Consider the following 19,459-nt stretch of genomic DNA (forward strand, 5'->3'; position numbering starts at 1 on the left):
CAGACACGACAGCATCCTGTTAATGATACCACAGATCATTGCCAGCTATTCCGTGTGTGCCTGAGAAAACGCTGATCAACTCTTGAAAACAGTGGTTTTGCAAGGTTTATAAATGCCTGCCCACAAGGATTATCCACAGATTTTGTGGATGTTGATAGAACAACGTGACGAACCCGCAGCCAGGGCCTTTTTTGAAAAAGCCATTGGTTCAAGTGGTATTCCAGATAAAGTAACCATGGATAAAAGTGGTGCCAATAAAGCTGGTATCGATACCATCAATCTGCATCTGACACTTCTGTTTATATTAGATGGCGTTTTCACACAAGTCGCCGTTCGCCAAATCAAATACCTGAATAATATGGTTGAACAGGACCATCGTGGTATTAAAACCATTACCAAATATACGCTTGGTTTTAAATCTTTTCAAAGTGCTGAAGCAACGATTGCTGGAATTGAGTTACATCGAATGCTTAAAAAAGGACAGATGAAAAATACAGGGAAGACCCCAGCCTGGAAGCAATTTTGTCAATTAGCAGCCTAACTACGTCCAAAATAAAATCAGCCTGAACTCTAAAAAAAATTTCGACAGAACCTCTCATATTGTTGACGCTTATGCGGCTAGTTTGCTTCAGTGCCCACCATTATCTTTAGTTCGGTTTGAAAAAGCCATGATGTCACTGATGGAGAGGCAATTTTATTCGTGTAATCGTCGGGTGTCTAACTTGAAAATAAAAAAGGAGCTTCATGTTGTTTTGCAGTATCCTAGCTTTCGTGAAGGATTAACTCAGATATGGAGAAATAATTTTGAACAACAATAACTGGATTTGACCAAACATATGGATTATAGCGATTGTGCTACCATCTCAATTTAATAAAAAAATATAGAAATAATGGATTAAGGAAAGAGAATGAATGGATTTTCCCTGAAAGTATTTGTGATTGCCTTTTTAATTTTTATTTTGACGGATATGATTTGGCTTGGCTTCATTGCCAAGAATCTTTATTTTGAACAATACCACCAGTGGTTGCGTCTTTCACAGGGACAATTAAAGCCAATATGGTGGTCAGCCTTACTGGTTTATATGCTTTTCGCCTTGAGCATTGTTGTTTTTATTATGCCTCTTGCTAATACATCGTTAATGTATGCGGCAATATATGGTGCGCTTCTAGGCGCTATTATTTATGGGGTTTATGATTTTACGTGCCTTGCCATTTTTAGGGATTTTCCTATGGGCATGGCATTTATTGATTGGATATGGGGAATTGTTCTTTACTCATGGAGTTCAATGACCACGCTTTATTTGGCAGGTTATCTTAAATAAAGACCCGAGATGCTGATAATGACCTGGGTGGAAATTTAATATCCAAATACGGAGATACAATGTCTTTAGATAAATTAACAGGAGCACTATTTCATGCTTCGATCATAGCTGGTTGTCATAGAGTTATTCGTCATAAACAATTTCTTAATGAAATCAATGTCTTCCCGGTAGCTGATGGAGACACAGGGGATAATTTGTCTTCGACCTGTACGGCAATTATAGAGTTTTCATCAGCAGAAATTGAGTTAAAAAAAACTTTAGAGACGATTGCCGATGCAAGTATTATTGGCGCACGCGGTAATTCAGGGATAATTTTTTCTCAATTTTTCAACCTGTTCCTAAAGCATTTACCATCGAAAGCAGCGCTGTATTTTAACGATTTTTCGCAAATCCTGACTCAAGTCAGTAATGAGATTTCTACTTTTTTAACTCATTTAATACAAGGGACCATGATAACGCTCATACAAAAATGGGCCTCACTTTGCGAATTAAATCAATTCAATGCTTCATTTGCCAAAACAATGTTGGAATTGCTTCCTTTACTCTATTTAGAGGTAGGGAAAACCAAACAAAGTCTAAAAATTTTAAAGGAAGCTAACGTTGTAGATGCGGGTGCATTAGGGTTTTATTATTTCATTGAAGGATTTACACATTTTCTCCAAAATTTGCAGAATACGGATACAGTAATTATTCCATCCCCGCTATTAACTCTTAAACATCCACCTCAGTTATGTGCTTCAAATATTTATCGCTATTGTACTGAAGCTGTCCTTAAGTCCTCATCAATTGATAAAGATAAATTATTGTTTTTTTTAAACGAACATGGAAATTGTGCTTCTGTTACAGGTAACGAGCGAATCAATAGATTCCATGTTCACACCAACCATCCTCATGAAGTCTTTAGCGGCCTATACAAAGATTATATTATCCAATATCCTAAAGTAGATGACATGCTAAGACAGTACCAACTACTGTTTAAAAAAAAATACTCAATAGGATTGGTAACAGACTCAAGTGCCAACCTGCCTCAGAATTTAATGGATGAATATCAGATTTATCAAATACCTTTAAATGTTCATCTGGGTGAGCATCACTTCCTGGACAGATACAGTTTTAAACTTAATGATTTTTATGAAATGCTAAACAGCTTTAGTCATTATCCTAAAACATCATGCTTGGCCCCAAAACTGATCGAAGAAAAGTTTGCTCAGTTATCAGAGTTATACGAGCATGTGATAGTGCTCTCGGTTGCAAAGTCAATGAGCGGAACTTTCGATGTTTTTCAATCCGCAGCAAGGCATTATGACAATATCACGGTCATTGATACAAAAAGCAACTCAGGGGGGCATGGTTTGATTTTAAAATATGCAGGAGAGCTGATTTCTTTAAAAATGAAACCTCAAGCCGTCATCGAAAGAATAAAAATTGCCATCGAAAACACTATTATATATGTGGTGATTAAACAATTTTCATCCATGATTCGTTCAGGCCGTGTCAGCAAAATTGCAGGGCAAGTTGCCTCATGGTCTAAAATCAAGCCAATTATTTCTCTTGATAATGAAGGAGTAGGGTATATGGCATCCAAGAGCTTTTCATTTGACAGTGCGCTAAAAAAAATGATTAAACTGGTTATCAAGAGGCTTGATACGGAGGCCTTTACACTTGCAGATTATTGCATTGTTCATGCGGGTGAAGAAATTAATGCATGCCAACTTGCTGAGCACGCAAGCGATTTGTTTAATAAAAACCCTTCTTTTATTGAGCCTGTATCTTTAGCGATTGGACTTCATGTAGGCAAGGGTTGTATTGCACTTGCCGCACGCATGGAAAAAAGAAATGAACAATAAAATATCCTGGGCCATCCATTTTTTTGCCTATTATATAGCGTGGATAGGCTGTATTATTCTTGCTGGACTCGATTACGAGTACCTAAGCGCTGTGCTTGTTCTTGTGATTCTTTTTTTTCAAATAGCTTGGCAAATAATCCATGGATTTCTTTGGAAAGCTCCCATTTATTATACACTGTTTCTAACTTTTCTAGGAATTATAACGGACACATTATGGTTGCAGATGCATCTGATTGATTTCAACGCCAATCCTTTTTCTTTTCATTTTGCCCCTTTATGGATGATGTCGCTTTGGTTAAGTTTTGGCTTTAATCTTATTGTGCTTTATCAGGCTTTTCTCAAACGTTATGTTACAGTTGGGATATCTTCTCTGGTTTTGATCCCTGTGGCTTACTGGCTTGGAATTGAGTTAGGTGCTGCCAGTATTTTAAAAGAAGGACGCTTTTTTTATCTGATTTTAGGTGTAACTTGGGCGATTCTCTTACCTTTTAGCTTATATGTTTTTCTCCAGATTAAGGATATTCAGTAATGATAATTACACTGGTTATTGGATTCATTTTTCTACACATGTGCGCTTTTTGGTTATGGTATCGCGCTACTAATAATCCATCCGTTGTCGATATCGGCTGGGCATCAGGTTTGACCCTGAGTGGGTTGATTTATTTAAACAGCCAAATGATCAACTATCGTACGCTTCTTCTAAGCCTAATCCTTATGGCTTGGGGCTCTCGCCTTGGTTTATATTTGTGGTTTACACGCATTCGCCATAATAAGGTGGATAAACGATATACTTCTCTTAGCGAAAACTGGAAAATTGCAAAGCCTCTCGGATTTTTTATAAATTTTCAGTTACAAGGCTTATTAATTTTTATTGTATCATTACCTTGGCTGTTTGCTTCTATGGTACGAGCTGATATACCGAACTTGCTCGACTGGCTTGCATTCGTGCTGTCATTTTTTGCTATTATTATGGAATCTTTGGCGGATTATCAATTGCAACGATTTAAAAATTCCAACACGGGTAAAGTCTGTAAGCAAGGACTATGGCGCTACTCTAGACACCCCAATTATTTTTTTGAATGGTTAACCTGGTGTGCATTCACTTTGTTTTCGTTATCACATCCGTTTGGATGGATAACCGTTGTTTCACCACTAACGCTCTATTTAATCATGACAAAAATCACAGGGCCAATGACTGAAAAAGGTTCTATAGAGTCAAAAGGAGAAACCTATGTGGAATATCAAAAAAAAACTCCCATGTTTTTCCTTAATCCATTCAAAAATATTTAAAAAATAATGGACGCGCTACGTAGACACCAGGCCTTACTCTTTTTTCAGCAATAGATAAGTATTTATTTTCAATTTCTATACCTATAAATTGTCGTCCTCTCAGAAGGGAAGCAACAGCTGTCGTTGCATTCCCATACAAGGACCGTGAATGGTTACGGTTATGATGCGGATTACATTATCAACCTCAAATATTTTAGAAGAGTAAAAACCTGGTTGCCAGCTATTTTTACGCTCTACCGTGCTAATTAAACCTTGAAAAAGAAGATATTGCAGAAGCTCATACCTCTAGACATTAAAACAGTCGTGTAGTATTGCCAGTGTATTGAGGGCAATTCTTGTTCTATTGCAAACATAACATCTGCCGGAGATAATACTCTCGTTTCCATCCCTGATATTGTATCATTCTTCCTGAAAATTAGTTATTTTAATCAAAATTCCTTGGATTACAACTGTAGTACTAATAATAAGTATCTGTGTTTAAGGACGAGAAATATTTATGAACCAAAAATCAATGATTACAAAGAGCTTGTTTGGATTTGTCATTTTTTTGCTTAATACGGCTGCAGTTGCCAATCCTTTGTGGACCTTCAAACCATTAACACCGACGCATTTAACCGTTCCTCCCCAAGGGGTAGCAACCGTTGCATATCAGATTACCAATCAATCTTCGCGTCCCAAGAACTTAGTGTTATTACCAACAAAAGGAGTTATACAAACTGGACTCTGCCAATTAAATCCTAGAAATCAGGTTGGCAGTAGCTGTATTCTCACACTTCGTATCGATGGTAGTACACTGCCTAAAAATGGTATTAAAGGGGGGCCCGTCATGTGTCAAGCCAACCCCAATGGAACGCCAAATCCTAATCAATGTTATCAACCGACGGCTGGTAATGTATTAAACCTGTCAATAGCTCAGGCAATTGTGAGAATAACAGTTACTCCTGGGAACTTATCTTTCCCTTCCGGCAGTAGTGGCACACTTAACGTGACGAATTCCATACAATCAACAGATGTAGCGAATCAGATAACTGCTATTCCTCCTCCAGCAAGTGGTATAGTGGTAACAGGCAATGATTGTCCTTTGGGTCTTTCTCCCGGCAATCAATGCACCATTGAGCTAAGTGCTGGCACAGCTCAAGGGCCAACCCCCGTGGCTATCGCTGGGACTAACAGCAATTCAGTAACCATTTTTGTCACAGTTACCACACCTATAGTAACCACATTGGATATATCAAATGCAAATTTGACTCTGGCAACTCAAGGAATATTTACTGATGCTTCCGGTACTGGAATACAATTGTCCAGATCTCGACATCTGATCATCACCAATACAGGTATAAATACAGCCAGCAATGTAACCTATTCCATCTTACCGCCCTTGCCGGTAGGAACTTCCATTACTCCGAGCAGTTGCGGCGATATTGCCCCTGGAGATAATTGTGAATTAACCATTACGCCCGGCAATACACCGAGCGCTCAACCGGATAATGCTCCTGTTCCCAGCAGGCTAACAGCACAAGGCACCAATACAATAAATGAGGTTTTCTCTGATATCATTCTTTTAACTTATGGTAACCGTTTTCAAGGAGGATTTGTTTTTGCTATTGATGATACTACTGCTGATACCCTCAGTGTGGGCGGGAAAGTAGCTGCATTTGCGGATGAGCTTTTTCCTTTGGTGTGGGGGGTCATTGCAGCTGACTTGGATGCAGACAGTATTACGGATGGAGAGGCAAATACCTCTGAGCTTGCTAATCCATTTGGCAGTTATCCTGCAGCACAAACTTGTTTTATTAAAAATGACCAAGGATTTAATGATTGGTATTTACCTGCCATTTGCGAGATGGGCTATGATGCGACACTTCAGGCTAGCGGTTGTGGGTCTCAAGTTGCTCCGCTGATACAAAATTTATTTTCCAATCTAGAAGAAAACGGCTCTGGTCCTATTGGAGGATTTACAGATTTTAGTTACTGGAGTTCTACTGCATTTGATCTCGGGAATGCCTGGCTTACACGATTTTCAGATAGCCAACAGAGTAGAGGTGCTATAAACGGACCATTTCCTGTTCGCTGCATACGAGCATTTAGCCCTTAATTAGATATATATTTGCAACGACTTCTAATTGTAATTTTATAACGACTAAACTTGTGATATCTGAGAAAATGGGGGTATGAATGAAGGCGTCTGTAATATTTCTTTTTATTAGATTTTTTCAGAAAGCATGCAACTTAATACCAGAAAGATGCTCAACTGACAACAAATCTAAAAGAGTTACTGAGCGATAATGACGTTTAATTAGAAAAAGTGAGTTGAACTGGATGTTTTTCGCTGGTCAATAGGGCTGAGATATTAGAAACTGTCGGTAGTTTAAAGAGAACATTTAAAAATGACGCCAAAAATATTTTTTCTCACGGGGGGATTTTTCGCTTTATTTGCTAACGTTTTAGGAGCGTTTGGCGCACATGCCTTGAGAGGAAATCTAAGTAAAACAGCCATGCAAATATACCAAACTGCGGTGCAATACCAGTTTTACCATAGTCTTGCTTTGCTTTTTCTTGCCATTTTAATGCTTCATTATTCAAATATCTATTTTAGATTCGCCGGTATAGTTTTTGTTGCAGGCATTTTTTTGTTCTCTGGAAGCCTCTATATACATAGCATCAGCGGTATTGGATGGTTCGGTATGATTACTCCATTTGGCGGAATTTGTTTTGTTACTGGCTGGGTATTGCTTTTAATAGGAATAGCCAAGACATAATTTCCCACCTCATTCCGACTGCAGCGAAGGGCCTCCCTGCAATGGTAACATTTTTAAAGAAGCGATAGATAAAAGAGACAAGGAGAGAAGACTTAACGCTTATAAGTAACTTTCAATTCAAATGAATTTATACTCTGAATTATCAGTTAATGCATTGATTTTTTTACCTTCTTCTGTCAGTTGACCTTTTTTATTGAACCAGCCAAGATTTTTAAAGGCTTGGGCACTGCGACTACCTGCTTTTGTTGATAAAATACTTATCGTATCCCAATCAAGATTGTCATATTCCCGTATTCTTGATTTACAATATTTTACTTTAAGAATAGTTCGTTTATTCACTAATCTGCGATGTTCGTTAATAAATTGATTTTTTGCTACATCTACATTCGCAGCTGTCTGTCCTTGGCCTTGAAGCTTTTTTTGTAAGTGTATTTTCTGTTCATTAGGAGCGAGATTGTTTAATTTAAGGATGACTTCCATAGCAGTCGGTCGTTTCTTAGCGTCAGTATCAAGCATTCTTTTGATAAAATTTAAAAGCTCTTCTCTATTATCAATGTCCAAGCGAATATCAGTAAGTGCTAATTGTTTGTCCTTGCCCTCTTCAGTATATTTAAAAATTTTTGATTGTGATAACCCATGATAATGCTGATTACTTTCAAGCATGTCGAGCAATATTCGTCCGAAAGAGAATATATCAATACGTTCTGAGTAAGGTTTTTCTGCTAATACTTCAGGTGCTATATATTCAGGAGTGCCACAACATATAGGTTCATGCTCATTAATTTTTTGTGAAAAACCATAATCCACAATTTTTATTACAGGTGGTTGTGGTGGTATTAAATTGACAACAATATTTTCCGGTTTTAAATCTCTATGTAGATACCCTTTTTGATGAAGTGAATTAATTTGCACGGCGATTTGAATTGCTGTGGAATAGAAGTTATCCTTATTGACATTGCCATCATTAATTAATGCAAAAAGCTCTTTGCCGTATGCTTCTTCCATTACCATAATAGAAGAATTATTGTTTAAGACAGGTTTTGTTTTTAATCCCCCTTGATTAGCGATTATAGCCTCTTCAGCGGGTCTCAACAGCCATTGATTTGTATTAAAAAACTTGATGGCTCTTTTTTTAGTGAATTTTATCGTGCAATCATCACCACCTGACGTAAGAGCCAAAGTTATCTCTGATTTAAACACTTTAGCACATGTACCACCTCCCAATTCATCTCCAACAACCTGGAATCTAAATTGATCATGAGGATTTAAGCTCTTTTCTATTTGCTCCCTTTTTTTAGTATGTGTAGCCCAAGAATCGCCGATTTTTTTATTTAACGAGCGTTTTCTCCTGACTATTTTTTGTTTAAGAATAAATGAAGGATCATGTTTGTCATACTGTCCAGGAGACAACTCCTCAAGCTTTTTTTCCTGCATGTACCTAAGAATCTGGGCTAAAACTTTCCTGTTAATTTTTTGAGGTTCACTAAAATCGATAATAAAGGTCATGAATGAAGGGCTCTATTTGTTTTTATTTTTCCCATTGTACATAAAATTTATGTAAACGTCCTAAACAAATGTTTGGGTGGGCTAAGATGGTAAGTTGTTTAGCCCACAAGAATTTTTGTGAAATCAATTATAATGTCCTCTTTAAGAGGGATAATAAACGCTGCTCGAAAGCGACTGACGAGCAATTGCACAGCCCTCCTCTGCAGGGCTGAACCATTCACATTGAGTATCATCATTGGTGAAGGCGTACGCTTTGCTCGTTCAGAGCAAACGTGCCGTAAACAGGACGCTCGCGGCCCAAATACTTCGCGCGTTGGCGAGTCGATTTTGGTGACTTGGATGTCCCAAAATCTTTCATGAGGTAGCGCGACTCTTGGAATGGGTTTCATCTTGGCTCTTGATGAGTGATTCTGTACAGTGTAGCTAACTTGCGCTACCTCCTTTAGCTACAATGATTTCGGTCGGGCGTTTGCGGTGCAAATGTCCATAAAGGCAGACACCTACCTGCTCGATGGCATCAAAGGAAAAAAGGCTTTGAGTATGAAGTTCCTATTACATGATTTCAGTCCTTATGCAACATAAGTAAGATTAAACAACACGCCATTGGTATAGAGGTGATTGAGCGCTAATCCTGAATTTATTGTCTGGCCTAAGGCGCGACCCAATTCACTTTTGCCCCAATCGGCAAACTCATAACCCACCCCTATCTGCCAGTGATTGTTGAGAGCTTTTTGCACTCCAGTGCCCAGAGTGTAAGTAAACGCTGTTTTTGTGTGATCTGTAAAATTGGGATTAGGTAAAGCCTCAAAAATTAAGGGCGTATTGGTAAAATCATGAGCACGGTTAAAGCCTACTCCAAGGCTTGCGCTCACCCAAGGTATGATCCAATAACCTTTATCAAGCAAAAGCTTACCTTTTACTGCCACGCGAATGTTTCGTATTTTATATTGATAGCTGTAATTATCAAACTCGGGGTCAGCATCGTCCCATATCACACCCTGAAGTTTGGAATTACCGGTGATGGCCGCCGCTATTCCTAGTTGTCCCAACCATTGAGAATTCAATGATTTTTGCAGGCCCACAAACAGCTCACCCGAGGCAATAGCATTGGTCGATTTTCTGGCTGCATATGTCTTTTCAATTTCTGGCGCTAAATAAAAAGTCTGTGTTTCTCCACCGCGAGCCCAAACAGGACCGGCGCTGACGAAACCTATCCAGGTCCAGTCTTTAGGAGCCATAACAGACCCCATAGTGCCGGCAAAACTCTGTGTACACGAGAGAATAGCCGCAGTCATGGATAAAGCGTGGAAATATTTCATAGGCGCTCCTTACATAATATGAAGATGTACAGGCATAAGAGTAAAAGCGGTGTCAGCAACAGACGGAAACGTGTTTTAAAACGCATGTGCTACCCTCGGCTCGGTATACGAAACTTTGGATGACGGTGGGGATTGATGGAAATAATATAACATTTATTGTCGATTATCGATGCCCAAGTAATTATTCATGGTAAGCAATATTTTCTTGGAATATTTGATGATTCATTCCCTACATCACGTGATTTAATATTGAAAAATTATTTCAAATTATGATACTTTTTTAATGATTAAAAATCAAAAAAATTCCTTCAGTTTTATTCCCAAATCTTAATCCAACATTTTAAGGCGACAAAATTAACCTGTGAAATGCGGTAAATTTAAATATCAAAATCAAAGGCTTGACCACAGGGCAATAAAAAAACTCAAATATACTTATAATTTTTTGATAAACTCGACCATGTTCCTCATTCCAGATAATACGATTGAGTAAATATCACAAGAGTCGCGCTACCTCATGAAAGATTTTGGGACATCCAAGTCCCCAAAATCGACTCGCCAACGCGCGAAGTGTTTGGGCCGCGAGCGTCCTGTTTACGGCACGTTTGCTCTGAACGAGCAAAGCGTACGCCTTCACCAATGACTTAACGGCTGCAGAAAGATTTTTTTAACATCCCTTCGGGCTGTTTAAAAAAATCGCAGCCTATCGCGGACTACGCGCCTCGGCTTTCAGCCTTCCATGGCGCGCAGCGAATGTCAAAATAATAATATTTGATTTGCTCTAGAGGCTGTTCTTACTGCTTAACTTAAAATACCATTGGATTTCAAAAATAGTTTTTTAAGAATAAAAAAATGACTAAAAAATATTATGGAATCCTCCCCAATATCATCGTACCCTTGGGAGGATTTGGAACGGATATTTACGTACCATCCATGCCAGCCATGGTCGCTGAGTTTAATGCTTCTCGCTCAGAAGTACAATTAACAATGACAGCTTATGTGGCAGCAATGGGGTTTGGTCAACTTTTGGCCGGCCCCATCTCAGATGCTTTGGGTCGTAAAAAATTAATTCTAATCTCTTTGGTCATTCAAACTCTTACGGTTATTGGTATTATTCTTAGTCCTAGCATTTATTGGGTAATTTTTAATCGCTTTTTGCAAGGCTTGGCAGCAGCCTTTATGATTGTACCTGGCAGAGCAATATTAAATGATTGTTTCAGTGATGATGAGCTTAAAAAACAATTTAATTATTTGACGATTAGCTTCGCATTAGCACCTATAATTGCCCCATTGATTGGCGGTATTTGTCAGGAATATTTTGGTTGGCAAGCTTCTTTTTATTTTATTTTATTCTATGCAGTAATTCTCCTTATTTTAGTCAGTCTAACTTATGAAGAAACCATTCCTGCGAAAAAAAAGTTTAAACCCTCGGATATATTCCATAACTATGTCCATATATTTAGTGATCGAAAATTTGTTATGATGACTTTGTTTGTTAGCATCTTGTTTGGCTTTAGTTCCTTAACAAGTGTTTTAGGTCCTTTCATCTTTGTTAAACATCTTGGTGTTGCTCCCCTGCATTATGGGTATATTGCCTTATTTTTTGGTTTTGGCTGGTTCTGCGGCAATGTTACAAATCGAATATTTTTTCTTGTTCAGCCAATTTCTAAATTGCGGTTTAGTCTAATCTGTCATTTTTTGACAACTCTGGTTCTTTTAGGAAGTTCTTTAACGGGCATTTACAGCCTTATTCCTACTATTACTGCCTTTTTTCTATATATTTATGCAGCCGGTCTGGTTTTTCCATTAATGGTAGGTGAAGGATTAGCTTTATTCCCCACGTTGGCTGCTTCAAGTAATGCCTGTTTATTTGCCTCAACCTGGATAGTCTTTGCTATTTATACAGGCGTTGCGACATTTATACCGCTGAATAATTTAATCATCTTATCCTTGGTATTTTTAGGAATAAATTTAGCAAGTATCCTGTTATATCAAGATATAAAGAAGAATTTTTAATTCATTACTGCTATCTCGTATCTATCCTTAAAAGAAAATCACCTTTAGATGTATGATTTAAGATAGTAAATTGCAACCAGCCAGCACACACAATTAAAGCAGTTAATATTATAATCGTACCTGTGTAACCCTCCCTTAAAATAGCACCATTTTCAATTAGAGTTTCTCCGGCATAATAAGCAAAAAAGAGGAGGAACGATGAAACGCAGTCGCTTTACAGAAAATCAAATTTTAAACATATTAAAATCAGTTGAAGTAGGACGATTGGTAAAGGATGTATGCCGGGAACATGGGATATCCGATGCCACCTATTACAACTGGAAAGCAAAATACGGTGGGATGGAAGCCTCAGATATTAAACGCATGAAGCAACTTGAGGAAGAAAATGCAAAGCTGAAACGGATGTTTGCTGATTTGTCTCTGGAAAACCGTGCACTGAAGGATGTTATAGAAAAAAAGCTTTGAAGCCGGCTGAAAAGAGGGAAATGGCTGATTATCTGGTGCAGGAACATGGTCTGAGTCTCAGGCGAAGCTGCTCGGTATTACGCTTAAGTCGTACAGCTTACTACTATCAGCCGGCGATGGATAAGGATGAAGCGGTGATAAAAGAATTGGTGACCATAACCGAACACTATCCGCGTTATGGTTTCAGGAAGTTGTTTATCAAATTGCGGCAGGCAGGTTTCTCCTGGAATCATAAAAGAGTATACCGTGTTTATTGTGAGTTGAAGTTAAATATAAGGCGAAAAGGAAAACGCAGATTAGCTTCCCGTCACCCGGAACCTCTTGCTGTGCCTGATTCCCTTAACCATACATGGTCAGCTGATTTTATGAGTGATGCCCTCAATTGCGGCAGAAGATTCAGGACTTTTAATGTGGTAGATGATTTTAATCGGGAAGCTTTGGCAATTGAAATTGATTTGAGCTTGCCTGCTCTAAGGGTTATTCGGGTACTTGACCATATTGCCGCCAATCGAGGATATCCTGCAAGGTTGCGACTTGATAATGGACCTGAGTTTATTTCCCTTGCGTTAGCGGATTGGGCAGAAAAGCATGGTGTTATTCTTGAGTTTATTCAGCCGGGAAAGCCAACTCAAAATTCATTTGTGGAGCGGTTCAATAGAACTTATCGGAATGAAATATTGGATTTTTATCTATTTAGAAGTCTCAATGAGGTACGTGATATTACCACAAATTGGATGAAAGAATATAACGAAGAAAGACCACATGAATCACTCGGTGATATGTCACCTTTGGATTACAGATTGATTAAAAACAGGTCGGAAAACTCTAATTATAACTGGCACTAAAAAAGGGAGGTTTACACCTGCATGAAGATGAATTATGTTTGTTTTTAGTTGATTTGTGTCAACGATATTCATCAGATAAAAGTCGGAAAAAAATACTAAAAGAAACGTTAGCGCTAACACTACTATTAACAGAAATACTAATTTTATATAGATTGATGAAAGCAAGTGTGAGCAGTTTTTTTTCATAAGTATTAAAATAAGCCAAGAATAATACCGTATATCGACATATTTTTCATGAGCTTTAGTACATGCGTCACTGCAGTTTATGTGCAGTGACGCAGGAAAGCATCCTTGATTTTACCCAGTAAAATCAACACATTCCGCCCTTTTGTTCAAAGGCGCTCAACGCGTTTGAACAAAAAACTCACGATAAATCCTCGCGCAGCAAGCACCGATTTGATGGCTTTTAATTAGCACAGATGACGAGCCTGTAAAGGCGAAACCTTTTAAAGGTCTTGTGCCCCCGATCCCTAACCCTGTGGCTGGACGTTCAGTCGGGATACCCTTCACGGATACTTGCCATTCGGCAGAACAAATTCCAACGGAATTTGAGTCAGCATACATACTCTGTATTGACACCATCTAAGCAAAAGCTTCGGGTTTTGCTATGTCGTTAACATTTCAAACATAAGGAGAAAACCACCGAAAAAATGTAGTACGGCTATTTGATTTGCCCCCTTTTCGAGCTTTATGGCATATGCCAGTCCGACAGTTTCCCTCGGTAATCAGTTAAGCTGAATTTTATTATTAAGATTATAAATACTGCGGTCTTTAAATTCTCTGAATAAATTGTCAATAAACTCCTCTGTAGATGTGAGCTTATCTCGACGGTCGCTAAAAAAGATATTGCGGTGCTGAGTTAAAACGGCATTAATTGATACATTCGTTTTGTTTTTACTTCTAAAGTAATCACGAGATTCTTTCCATGCATCTATTAATTCACCAATATTATCTGCATTTGGAGCTTTTTCTAATGGACTATTAAAGAAATCTTTCAATAAATAAAGTGCTTTAATTTTTGCTTCTGGTGAGCCAAGAAAGGGGTTCCAGATGGATTTCTTTAATTTTTTAATCTGGACATCAATTTGCTGTTGTATTTTTATAACTTCTTCAGTGAATTCTTTACTAAAGTCTTTTTCAGCACTAACATCTATAGGATAATTTTTATTTTTTTCATGCTCTTCGTGTGCTTCTAACGGAGAACTCAATCGACTTGAAGTATTTGCTTCTTCTTTATCGTAAGAAAAAATAATTTTTGCTAGCTCATCAAGTTCTTCTTGGTTTTCTTTTTCAAGAAACCTCCTTTGCTGATTGATCTCATTTTGTAGAGAATCGTCAATATTAGGGCTACTATATTCTTGGCGCAGTTTTTTAAAAACAATTGGGTTAAATTCCGTTTGAAATTGAAGTTTATTAGCTAAAAAATGGCGTTCTTTTTTCTTAAACTGCTCTCGATTATTTATATTAACAAAAGGAAAATCAGCAATCCAAATTGCAGAGTCACAATTAACTTTTGATGCAATAATGATAGCGATTAAAACGTCATCTAAAATATCATCTGTTTTAGCTCTTTCAATGCCTGTATAAAGTTGAGCGATGTAACTTAATATACTTAATTTGGCGCCCAGACTATTAAAAGATGATTCTTCTTGAAGCGTTTCTTTGTCATAAAAGCTAAGCTCTAATTCATCATCGGTTTCTTTAAATACTTTTCTTATTTCAGAGTCCAAACGAGCTCTATCTTCTTCTGAAATCTTTGATTTTAAAAAATTGATTAATAACGTGAATTCGATATAACTGGTCAAACGACAGCCACGAATGTTTTTTCAATATTCAAGGAAGGTTTCTTTGGCTTAAGTGCATAAGCTGCCAAACCAGCCAAGATATTGACCATAAAATTAAAGACAGAACGATGCCTTGAGTGTTCGATATTTGAAATATTTTTTAATTGGTCAATAACAGATTCAACAATGGCTCTTTTTCTCAACAGGACTTTGTCAAAGGCATCGAGCACTTTTTGCTTCATATTTTTTCTGACTTTGGTCAGTAGTTGCAAGCCTCTTTCAGCAAGTTTCTCGGTCAGATTTTGGGAAATATATCCCTTATCTCCAATCATTTTACCCAACAGATTTTTACTTAAATCGGGCACAACCGTTCGGTCATCTGTTCGGCTTGAGGTTATTTTAAAAGCCATTAGCTCACCTTTATCATTGGCCACCAAATGAAGTTTAAAACCAAAATACCATCCCATAGTTGATTTGGACTTCTCCGCTAACCCCTTAAATGTTTTATTCTGTTGCGCTCTTTTAACGTGGCAGACCTCAATAGGGGTTGAGTCTACGAAATAAATGCCAGTTAGAGTCTTTGATTGATTGTGGCAAAATGCCGTTAATGGCACTATACAAGATGGCATCAGCTCAGTCATTCTGCTATAGCTGACCAGTTTTGGGAAATAGGGACGTAAATCTTTCTGCAAAACATAAGAATAATAGCTTTTGAAGTTTCGATAATTGGATTGGTGGTAGTGTATCACTATCGTCATTATTTCGGACATAGACAGGCTACAGGGTTTCTTCCTGACTTTGCCTGAAATATTTATAAGTTGCTGCTCAAAGATTGGTAAAAACTTTTGACAAAAATCATCGACAATACAGAATAATTCGACTAACTTATCCATTCCAGGCCTCTTGTATCCTATTACTGTTCTTAGAAAAAACAAATAAGATCACAAAAGGTCTGGGTTTTCAATATATTTTCTCTTTGCAGGATAATCCTTAAACAGTTACATCGAATTCACGTTTAATAGCTCAATATGCCACATAAATTTAATACCTGTTGAATGGATATGATTTTATTTTAGCCAATATAAATTAAATAAATATTAAGTGATTGTTTTTTATTTAACGCTACCAGGGCGATTTCATCAAAATTCAAAATCCAATCACTTTTTTCAAATATTGAGTAGAAAGAGGCAGCTTTCATTCGTTTTAAAGCAATGCCATCTTGGTTTGAAGTATCCTGGGTTAATAATTTAAGGACTATTTTACGCATAATACTTAAATTTCTATCAGCGTATCCACGATATATCGGACATTGGTCTTCATTCATCCCGACATCTAACTTGTAGTGCAAGCCATTCTCTATTTGCCAGTGCTCGCGAATCGCCTGACGCATTAAGTTGTGTTTTTTATAAGGGAGGGATGTCATGTAGTAACGTGTAGCGGTTTCAATGTCTCCTGTGGGTAAATGCCGCGTGGATTGCACACGGATATAGGCGCTTAAATCTTTCCATTGTTGACCGTAGGAAGGAAGGTACATGGCTGGTAATACGGTGTATGTTCTTTCTTCAAAACGGCTGTGGTCATAATTATTGGTGTCTTTTTGTTGGAAAACCATGGCCTTGTAATTTAAGGAATCCGCTTTTTGAAAGAGGTTATCCACCTTTCGGTGCATGCGTTTATGATTCTTTTTTAAAGCAAGCACATAATGAGCTTGTTTGAGACGTATTAAATTGGCAATTCCCTTTTGCGTTCCCATTGCATCAATCGTTATCACCTTATCTTTGATACTGAGCGCCTTTAATAGTATAGGTATCCCCTTTATTTCATTAGACTTGTCAGGTGTAACCGTGCTGCCAAGCGTGGGGAGTAAGCATTCACCAGATGGGTCGCCTTCTTATGGCCCCTTTGATAAGAGGAGCCACGACTTGTCTTACCATCAATCGCAATCAGCTCATCCATAAAAAATTGACTGATTTCTTCTATCCATGAACTTAAACAACGCTCAAATTCTAAAGGGTCAATCAGAGAAAACACCCGTGCCAATGTGTGATGGCTTGGCAAACCTTCACTGACGTCAATAAATTGGCTTAACCAGCGCTTGCGCGACCTGGCAAAAATCTCCATGGCTTTCCAACTGTCACAGCCACATATTAATCCGCGTAAAACAATAATCACTCATGTTACGCACTAAACCTTGCTGCTCCCTGAAATTTAATTAAAATTTCATCCCTGATTTTTAGGGAGGAAGATTTAATGGATATGCTTGATATTTATACTGACTATTTGATTTGCCAGAATAAATATGCAACAGCTACAGGTTTATCGGAGATGTTGGATGGTGAATTTGCGCACGACAAGGTGACACGATTTTTACGACTACAAGACTTTGATGCCAAAGCGCTCTGGAATTATGTCAAGAAGCCAGTCAGGGAGAATGACGCATCAGACGGTGTTCTTTTATTGGATGACTCGATTGAGGAGAAGTCTTATACCGATGAGAATGAAATTAATTGTTGGCATTATTCCCATGCTAAAGGTGATGTGGTCAAAGGGATTAATATCCTGACCTGCATGGTTCGGTATGGTGACTTCAGTGTTCCTGTTGGTTATGAAGTTATCAAAAAAGACGTTGCTTTTTGTGACATTGAAACAAGGCAAGCTCGCAGAAAGTCATCCACGACTAAAAATGAACTTTTTCGCAAGCTTATCGCACAAGCGGTTAGTAATCATGTGTTGTTTGACTTTGTACTTGCGGACAATTGGTTTGGCTCGAAGGCCAATATGGCTTACATCCATAATGACCTTCAAAAATCGTTTATTATTGGGATTAAATCTAATCGAACCTTAGCTTTATCCAAAAACGACGCCAACAACGGACGGTACACAAAAGTCAGAGAATTAGAGCTTGAAGAGGACATAGCCCACACAGTCTATCTCAAGGGATTAGACTTCCCAGTGAGGCTTTTGAAGAAAATTTTCAAAAACGAAAATGGTTCTACAGGTGTTCTCTATCTCGTTTCTAATGACATGACCAGTAGTGCCGAACGTCTTTATGAAGTGTACCAGAAACGGTGGCGGATTGAAGAGTATCACAAGTCAATTAAACAAAATGCAAGCCTGAACAAATCTCCAACCCGCACGGTTAAAACACAATCCAATCATATCTTTGCCGCAATCATTGCATACTGCAAACTGGAAATGATGAAAATAAAGACAAAATTAAATCACTTTGCCATCAAGTACAAATTAATACTCAGGGCTAACCAAATTGCTATGCAGGAGTTAAAAAATATGGTTCGTTAAAGTCGATTGTGCGTAACATGAGTTAATAATTTTTTCATTGTTGGGATGATTCGCACTATCAAAACGACTGGCTCCATGAGACTCAAAGAAGGCTCGTACCTGAGCCATGATGGCTCGGTCTTCTCGATTTCCATCCGCACCAAAAGCCTCAAGCCATGCTGTAAAGCATATCTTTGCAGCAGCGAATGACTCCCCTTCTTTCCAACCAGTCAAACCAAAGCGACTCGCCAACTCACCAGCAGCAGCAACCAGCGCAAATCGTCTGGCGACACGGATAATCTGCCCTGTTGCATCGGACTGGATCACGGTATCAACGAAGTTTTGAATAATGTCGGTAACGAATCTGGCGATTTTCTGTCGGTGGGTCACAACCTGATTAAGCCATTCTATACCTATGGCGCCATAATATTGGCTGGTAAACTGCTTTAGCGATAAGGCCATACTGACAGGGCTTAATTGATCATGAATCGTTTCAAAAATCCCCATACCACAGCCAGCATCCGCCTCAATATCAGCAAGGCGTATTTCCTGACCTGCGTTGCTTCGCTGGCCTGATTTTGCCATGAGTGCAGTCAACGATTCCTCACCAGCAGAGAGGAAAAACAACGACCATTGGGAGGATTTTCTGACAGTCCCAGTCCGAGAAGCACGCGTTTTGCCCTGACCATTAGCCAGTAAATAAGCCGCCTCCCCTGCTTCTCTGGAGTCTATTTGGCTGAGTTCATCAAGGATGAGCAATCCATCATTATGTAATGCTGCCAGTCCTTCAAGACCATTAGCCGTACTACGCCATAAACGGCAATACGATTGTGGATTACCCCAAACAGAAGCAGCCACTTTTAATGCCGTGCTTTTGCCCGATGAGGATGCACCTCTGAAGTGAAAGATCGAATTCAAAGGAATGCTATCGATTGATACTGAAAAAATTTTGAGAAGATGATCTTAAATGCCAACAATTTTCTTATTCCATTGTTAGCAGGATTGATATTGTACATACATTGTGCTAACA

At 38.3% G+C, this 19,459-nt stretch carries 14 protein-coding genes and 2 pseudogenes; 10 read left to right on the top strand and 6 right to left on the bottom strand.

Annotation, left to right across the window (positions count from 1 at the left end; genetic code table 11):
• Positions 1–112 precede the first annotated feature (112 nt).
• The 7 genes from E4T55_RS03560 to E4T55_RS03600 all read left to right on the top strand — a co-directional run bounded on the left by E4T55_RS03560 (position 113) and on the right by E4T55_RS03600 (position 7,218).
• Positions 113–541 (top strand): DDE-type integrase/transposase/recombinase, encoded by a 429-nt coding sequence (locus E4T55_RS03560; RefSeq protein ID WP_058502143.1) that lies wholly within the window; start codon positions 113–115, stop codon positions 539–541.
• Between the two features lie 367 nt (positions 542–908).
• The gene (locus tag E4T55_RS03570; RefSeq protein ID WP_058502144.1) at positions 909–1,322 is read left to right on the top strand and encodes a DUF2177 family protein; all 414 of its coding nucleotides are present in this window, start codon (positions 909–911) and stop codon (positions 1,320–1,322) included.
• Between the two features lie 59 nt (positions 1,323–1,381).
• Positions 1,382–3,169: a DegV family protein gene (locus E4T55_RS03575; RefSeq protein WP_058502145.1), complete on the top strand. Its 1,788-nt coding sequence runs from the start codon at positions 1,382–1,384 to the stop codon at positions 3,167–3,169.
• On the top strand, positions 3,159–3,698 hold the full coding sequence (locus E4T55_RS03580; RefSeq protein WP_058502146.1) for a DUF2878 domain-containing protein: 540 nt from the start codon (positions 3,159–3,161) through the stop codon (positions 3,696–3,698). The genes E4T55_RS03575 and E4T55_RS03580 overlap by 11 nt, the downstream gene beginning before the upstream one ends.
• Positions 3,698–4,459, top strand: coding sequence for a DUF1295 domain-containing protein (locus E4T55_RS03585; RefSeq protein WP_058502147.1), 762 nt, complete (start codon positions 3,698–3,700; stop codon positions 4,457–4,459). The genes E4T55_RS03580 and E4T55_RS03585 overlap by 1 nt, the downstream gene beginning before the upstream one ends.
• Positions 4,460–4,955: 496 nt before the next feature.
• On the top strand, positions 4,956–6,554 hold the full coding sequence (locus E4T55_RS03595; protein ID WP_058502148.1) for a hypothetical protein: 1,599 nt from the start codon (positions 4,956–4,958) through the stop codon (positions 6,552–6,554).
• 292 nt (positions 6,555–6,846) lie between these two features.
• Positions 6,847–7,218 (top strand): DUF423 domain-containing protein, encoded by a 372-nt coding sequence (locus tag E4T55_RS03600; RefSeq protein ID WP_058502149.1) that lies wholly within the window; start codon positions 6,847–6,849, stop codon positions 7,216–7,218.
• A 117-nt stretch (positions 7,219–7,335) separates the two neighbouring features.
• Here E4T55_RS03600 and E4T55_RS03605 read toward each other — a convergent pair whose 3' ends face one another.
• Positions 7,336–8,724 carry a protein kinase domain-containing protein gene (locus E4T55_RS03605; RefSeq protein ID WP_058502150.1) on the bottom strand — a complete coding sequence of 463 codons (1,389 nt, stop codon included), beginning with the start codon at positions 8,722–8,724 and terminating at the stop codon, positions 7,336–7,338.
• A gap of 569 nt (positions 8,725–9,293) precedes the next feature.
• Positions 9,294–10,043, bottom strand: a complete 750-nt coding sequence (locus E4T55_RS03610) for an outer membrane protein (protein WP_058502152.1) — start codon at positions 10,041–10,043, stop codon at positions 9,294–9,296.
• Positions 10,044–10,892: 849 nt separating this feature from the next.
• Between E4T55_RS03610 and E4T55_RS03615 the strand changes: the two genes are divergently transcribed.
• Both E4T55_RS03615 and E4T55_RS03625 read left to right on the top strand, forming a co-directional pair.
• Complete coding sequence (locus E4T55_RS03615; protein WP_058501964.1) at positions 10,893–12,056, top strand: multidrug effflux MFS transporter; 1,164 nt, start codon at positions 10,893–10,895, stop codon at positions 12,054–12,056.
• 198 nt (positions 12,057–12,254) lie between these two features.
• Positions 12,255–13,366, top strand: a protein-coding gene (locus E4T55_RS03625) for an IS3 family transposase (protein WP_242604080.1) whose coding sequence is annotated in 2 segments (ribosomal slippage) — positions 12,255–12,507 and positions 12,507–13,366 — 1,113 coding nt in all. Because the reading frame shifts where the segments join, the coding sequence is not laid out codon by codon here.
• 725 nt (positions 13,367–14,091) lie between these two features.
• On the opposite strand, the gene E4T55_RS03630 is transcribed toward E4T55_RS03625, so the two are convergent.
• The 3 genes and pseudogenes from E4T55_RS03630 to E4T55_RS03640 form a co-directional block, all read right to left on the bottom strand.
• The gene (locus E4T55_RS03630; protein ID WP_058501776.1) at positions 14,092–15,171 is read right to left on the bottom strand and encodes a hypothetical protein; all 1,080 of its coding nucleotides are present in this window, start codon (positions 15,169–15,171) and stop codon (positions 14,092–14,094) included.
• Complete coding sequence (locus tag E4T55_RS03635; RefSeq protein WP_115325218.1) at positions 15,168–16,043, bottom strand: IS982 family transposase; 876 nt, start codon at positions 16,041–16,043, stop codon at positions 15,168–15,170. The genes E4T55_RS03630 and E4T55_RS03635 overlap by 4 nt, the downstream gene beginning before the upstream one ends.
• Before the next feature lie 179 nt (positions 16,044–16,222).
• Positions 16,223–17,271: pseudogene (locus E4T55_RS03640) on the bottom strand (ISAs1 family transposase).
• 129 nt (positions 17,272–17,400) lie between these two features.
• Here E4T55_RS03640 and E4T55_RS03650 point away from each other — a divergent pair.
• Complete coding sequence (locus tag E4T55_RS03650) at positions 17,401–18,450, top strand: IS701 family transposase (RefSeq protein ID WP_135121912.1); 1,050 nt, start codon at positions 17,401–17,403, stop codon at positions 18,448–18,450.
• Positions 18,451–18,471: 21 nt separating this feature from the next.
• On the opposite strand, the pseudogene E4T55_RS03655 reads toward E4T55_RS03650, so the two are convergent.
• A pseudogene (locus E4T55_RS03655) lies at positions 18,472–19,335 on the bottom strand (DUF927 domain-containing protein); the annotation flags it as partial.
• Positions 19,336–19,459: the final 124 nt, after the last annotated feature.

Source organism: Legionella israelensis, from assembly GCF_004571175.1.
Classification (GTDB): Bacteria; Pseudomonadota; Gammaproteobacteria; order Legionellales; family Legionellaceae; genus Legionella_D; species Legionella_D israelensis.

Bases quoted from the DNA above. Each gene is read 5' to 3' on its own strand.
- E4T55_RS03570 (WP_058502144.1), top strand. From the start codon at position 909: ATGAATGGATTTTCCCTGAAAGTATTTGTGATTGCCTTTTTAATTTTT.
- E4T55_RS03650 (WP_135121912.1), top strand. From the start codon at position 17,401: ATGGATATGCTTGATATTTATACTGACTATTTGATTTGCCAGAATAAA.
- E4T55_RS03605 (WP_058502150.1), bottom strand. From the start codon at position 8,724: ATGACCTTTATTATCGATTTTAGTGAACCTCAAAAAATTAACAGGAAA.
- E4T55_RS03615 (WP_058501964.1), top strand. From the start codon at position 10,893: ATGACTAAAAAATATTATGGAATCCTCCCCAATATCATCGTACCCTTG.
- E4T55_RS03580 (WP_058502146.1), top strand. From the start codon at position 3,159: ATGAACAATAAAATATCCTGGGCCATCCATTTTTTTGCCTATTATATA.
- E4T55_RS03610 (WP_058502152.1), bottom strand. From the start codon at position 10,043: ATGAAATATTTCCACGCTTTATCCATGACTGCGGCTATTCTCTCGTGT.
- E4T55_RS03560 (WP_058502143.1), top strand. From the start codon at position 113: ATGCCTGCCCACAAGGATTATCCACAGATTTTGTGGATGTTGATAGAA.
- E4T55_RS03585 (WP_058502147.1), top strand. From the start codon at position 3,698: ATGATAATTACACTGGTTATTGGATTCATTTTTCTACACATGTGCGCT.
- E4T55_RS03635 (WP_115325218.1), bottom strand. From the start codon at position 16,043: ATGGATAAGTTAGTCGAATTATTCTGTATTGTCGATGATTTTTGTCAA.
- E4T55_RS03600 (WP_058502149.1), top strand. From the start codon at position 6,847: ATGACGCCAAAAATATTTTTTCTCACGGGGGGATTTTTCGCTTTATTT.
- E4T55_RS03575 (WP_058502145.1), top strand. From the start codon at position 1,382: ATGTCTTTAGATAAATTAACAGGAGCACTATTTCATGCTTCGATCATA.
- E4T55_RS03595 (WP_058502148.1), top strand. From the start codon at position 4,956: ATGAACCAAAAATCAATGATTACAAAGAGCTTGTTTGGATTTGTCATT.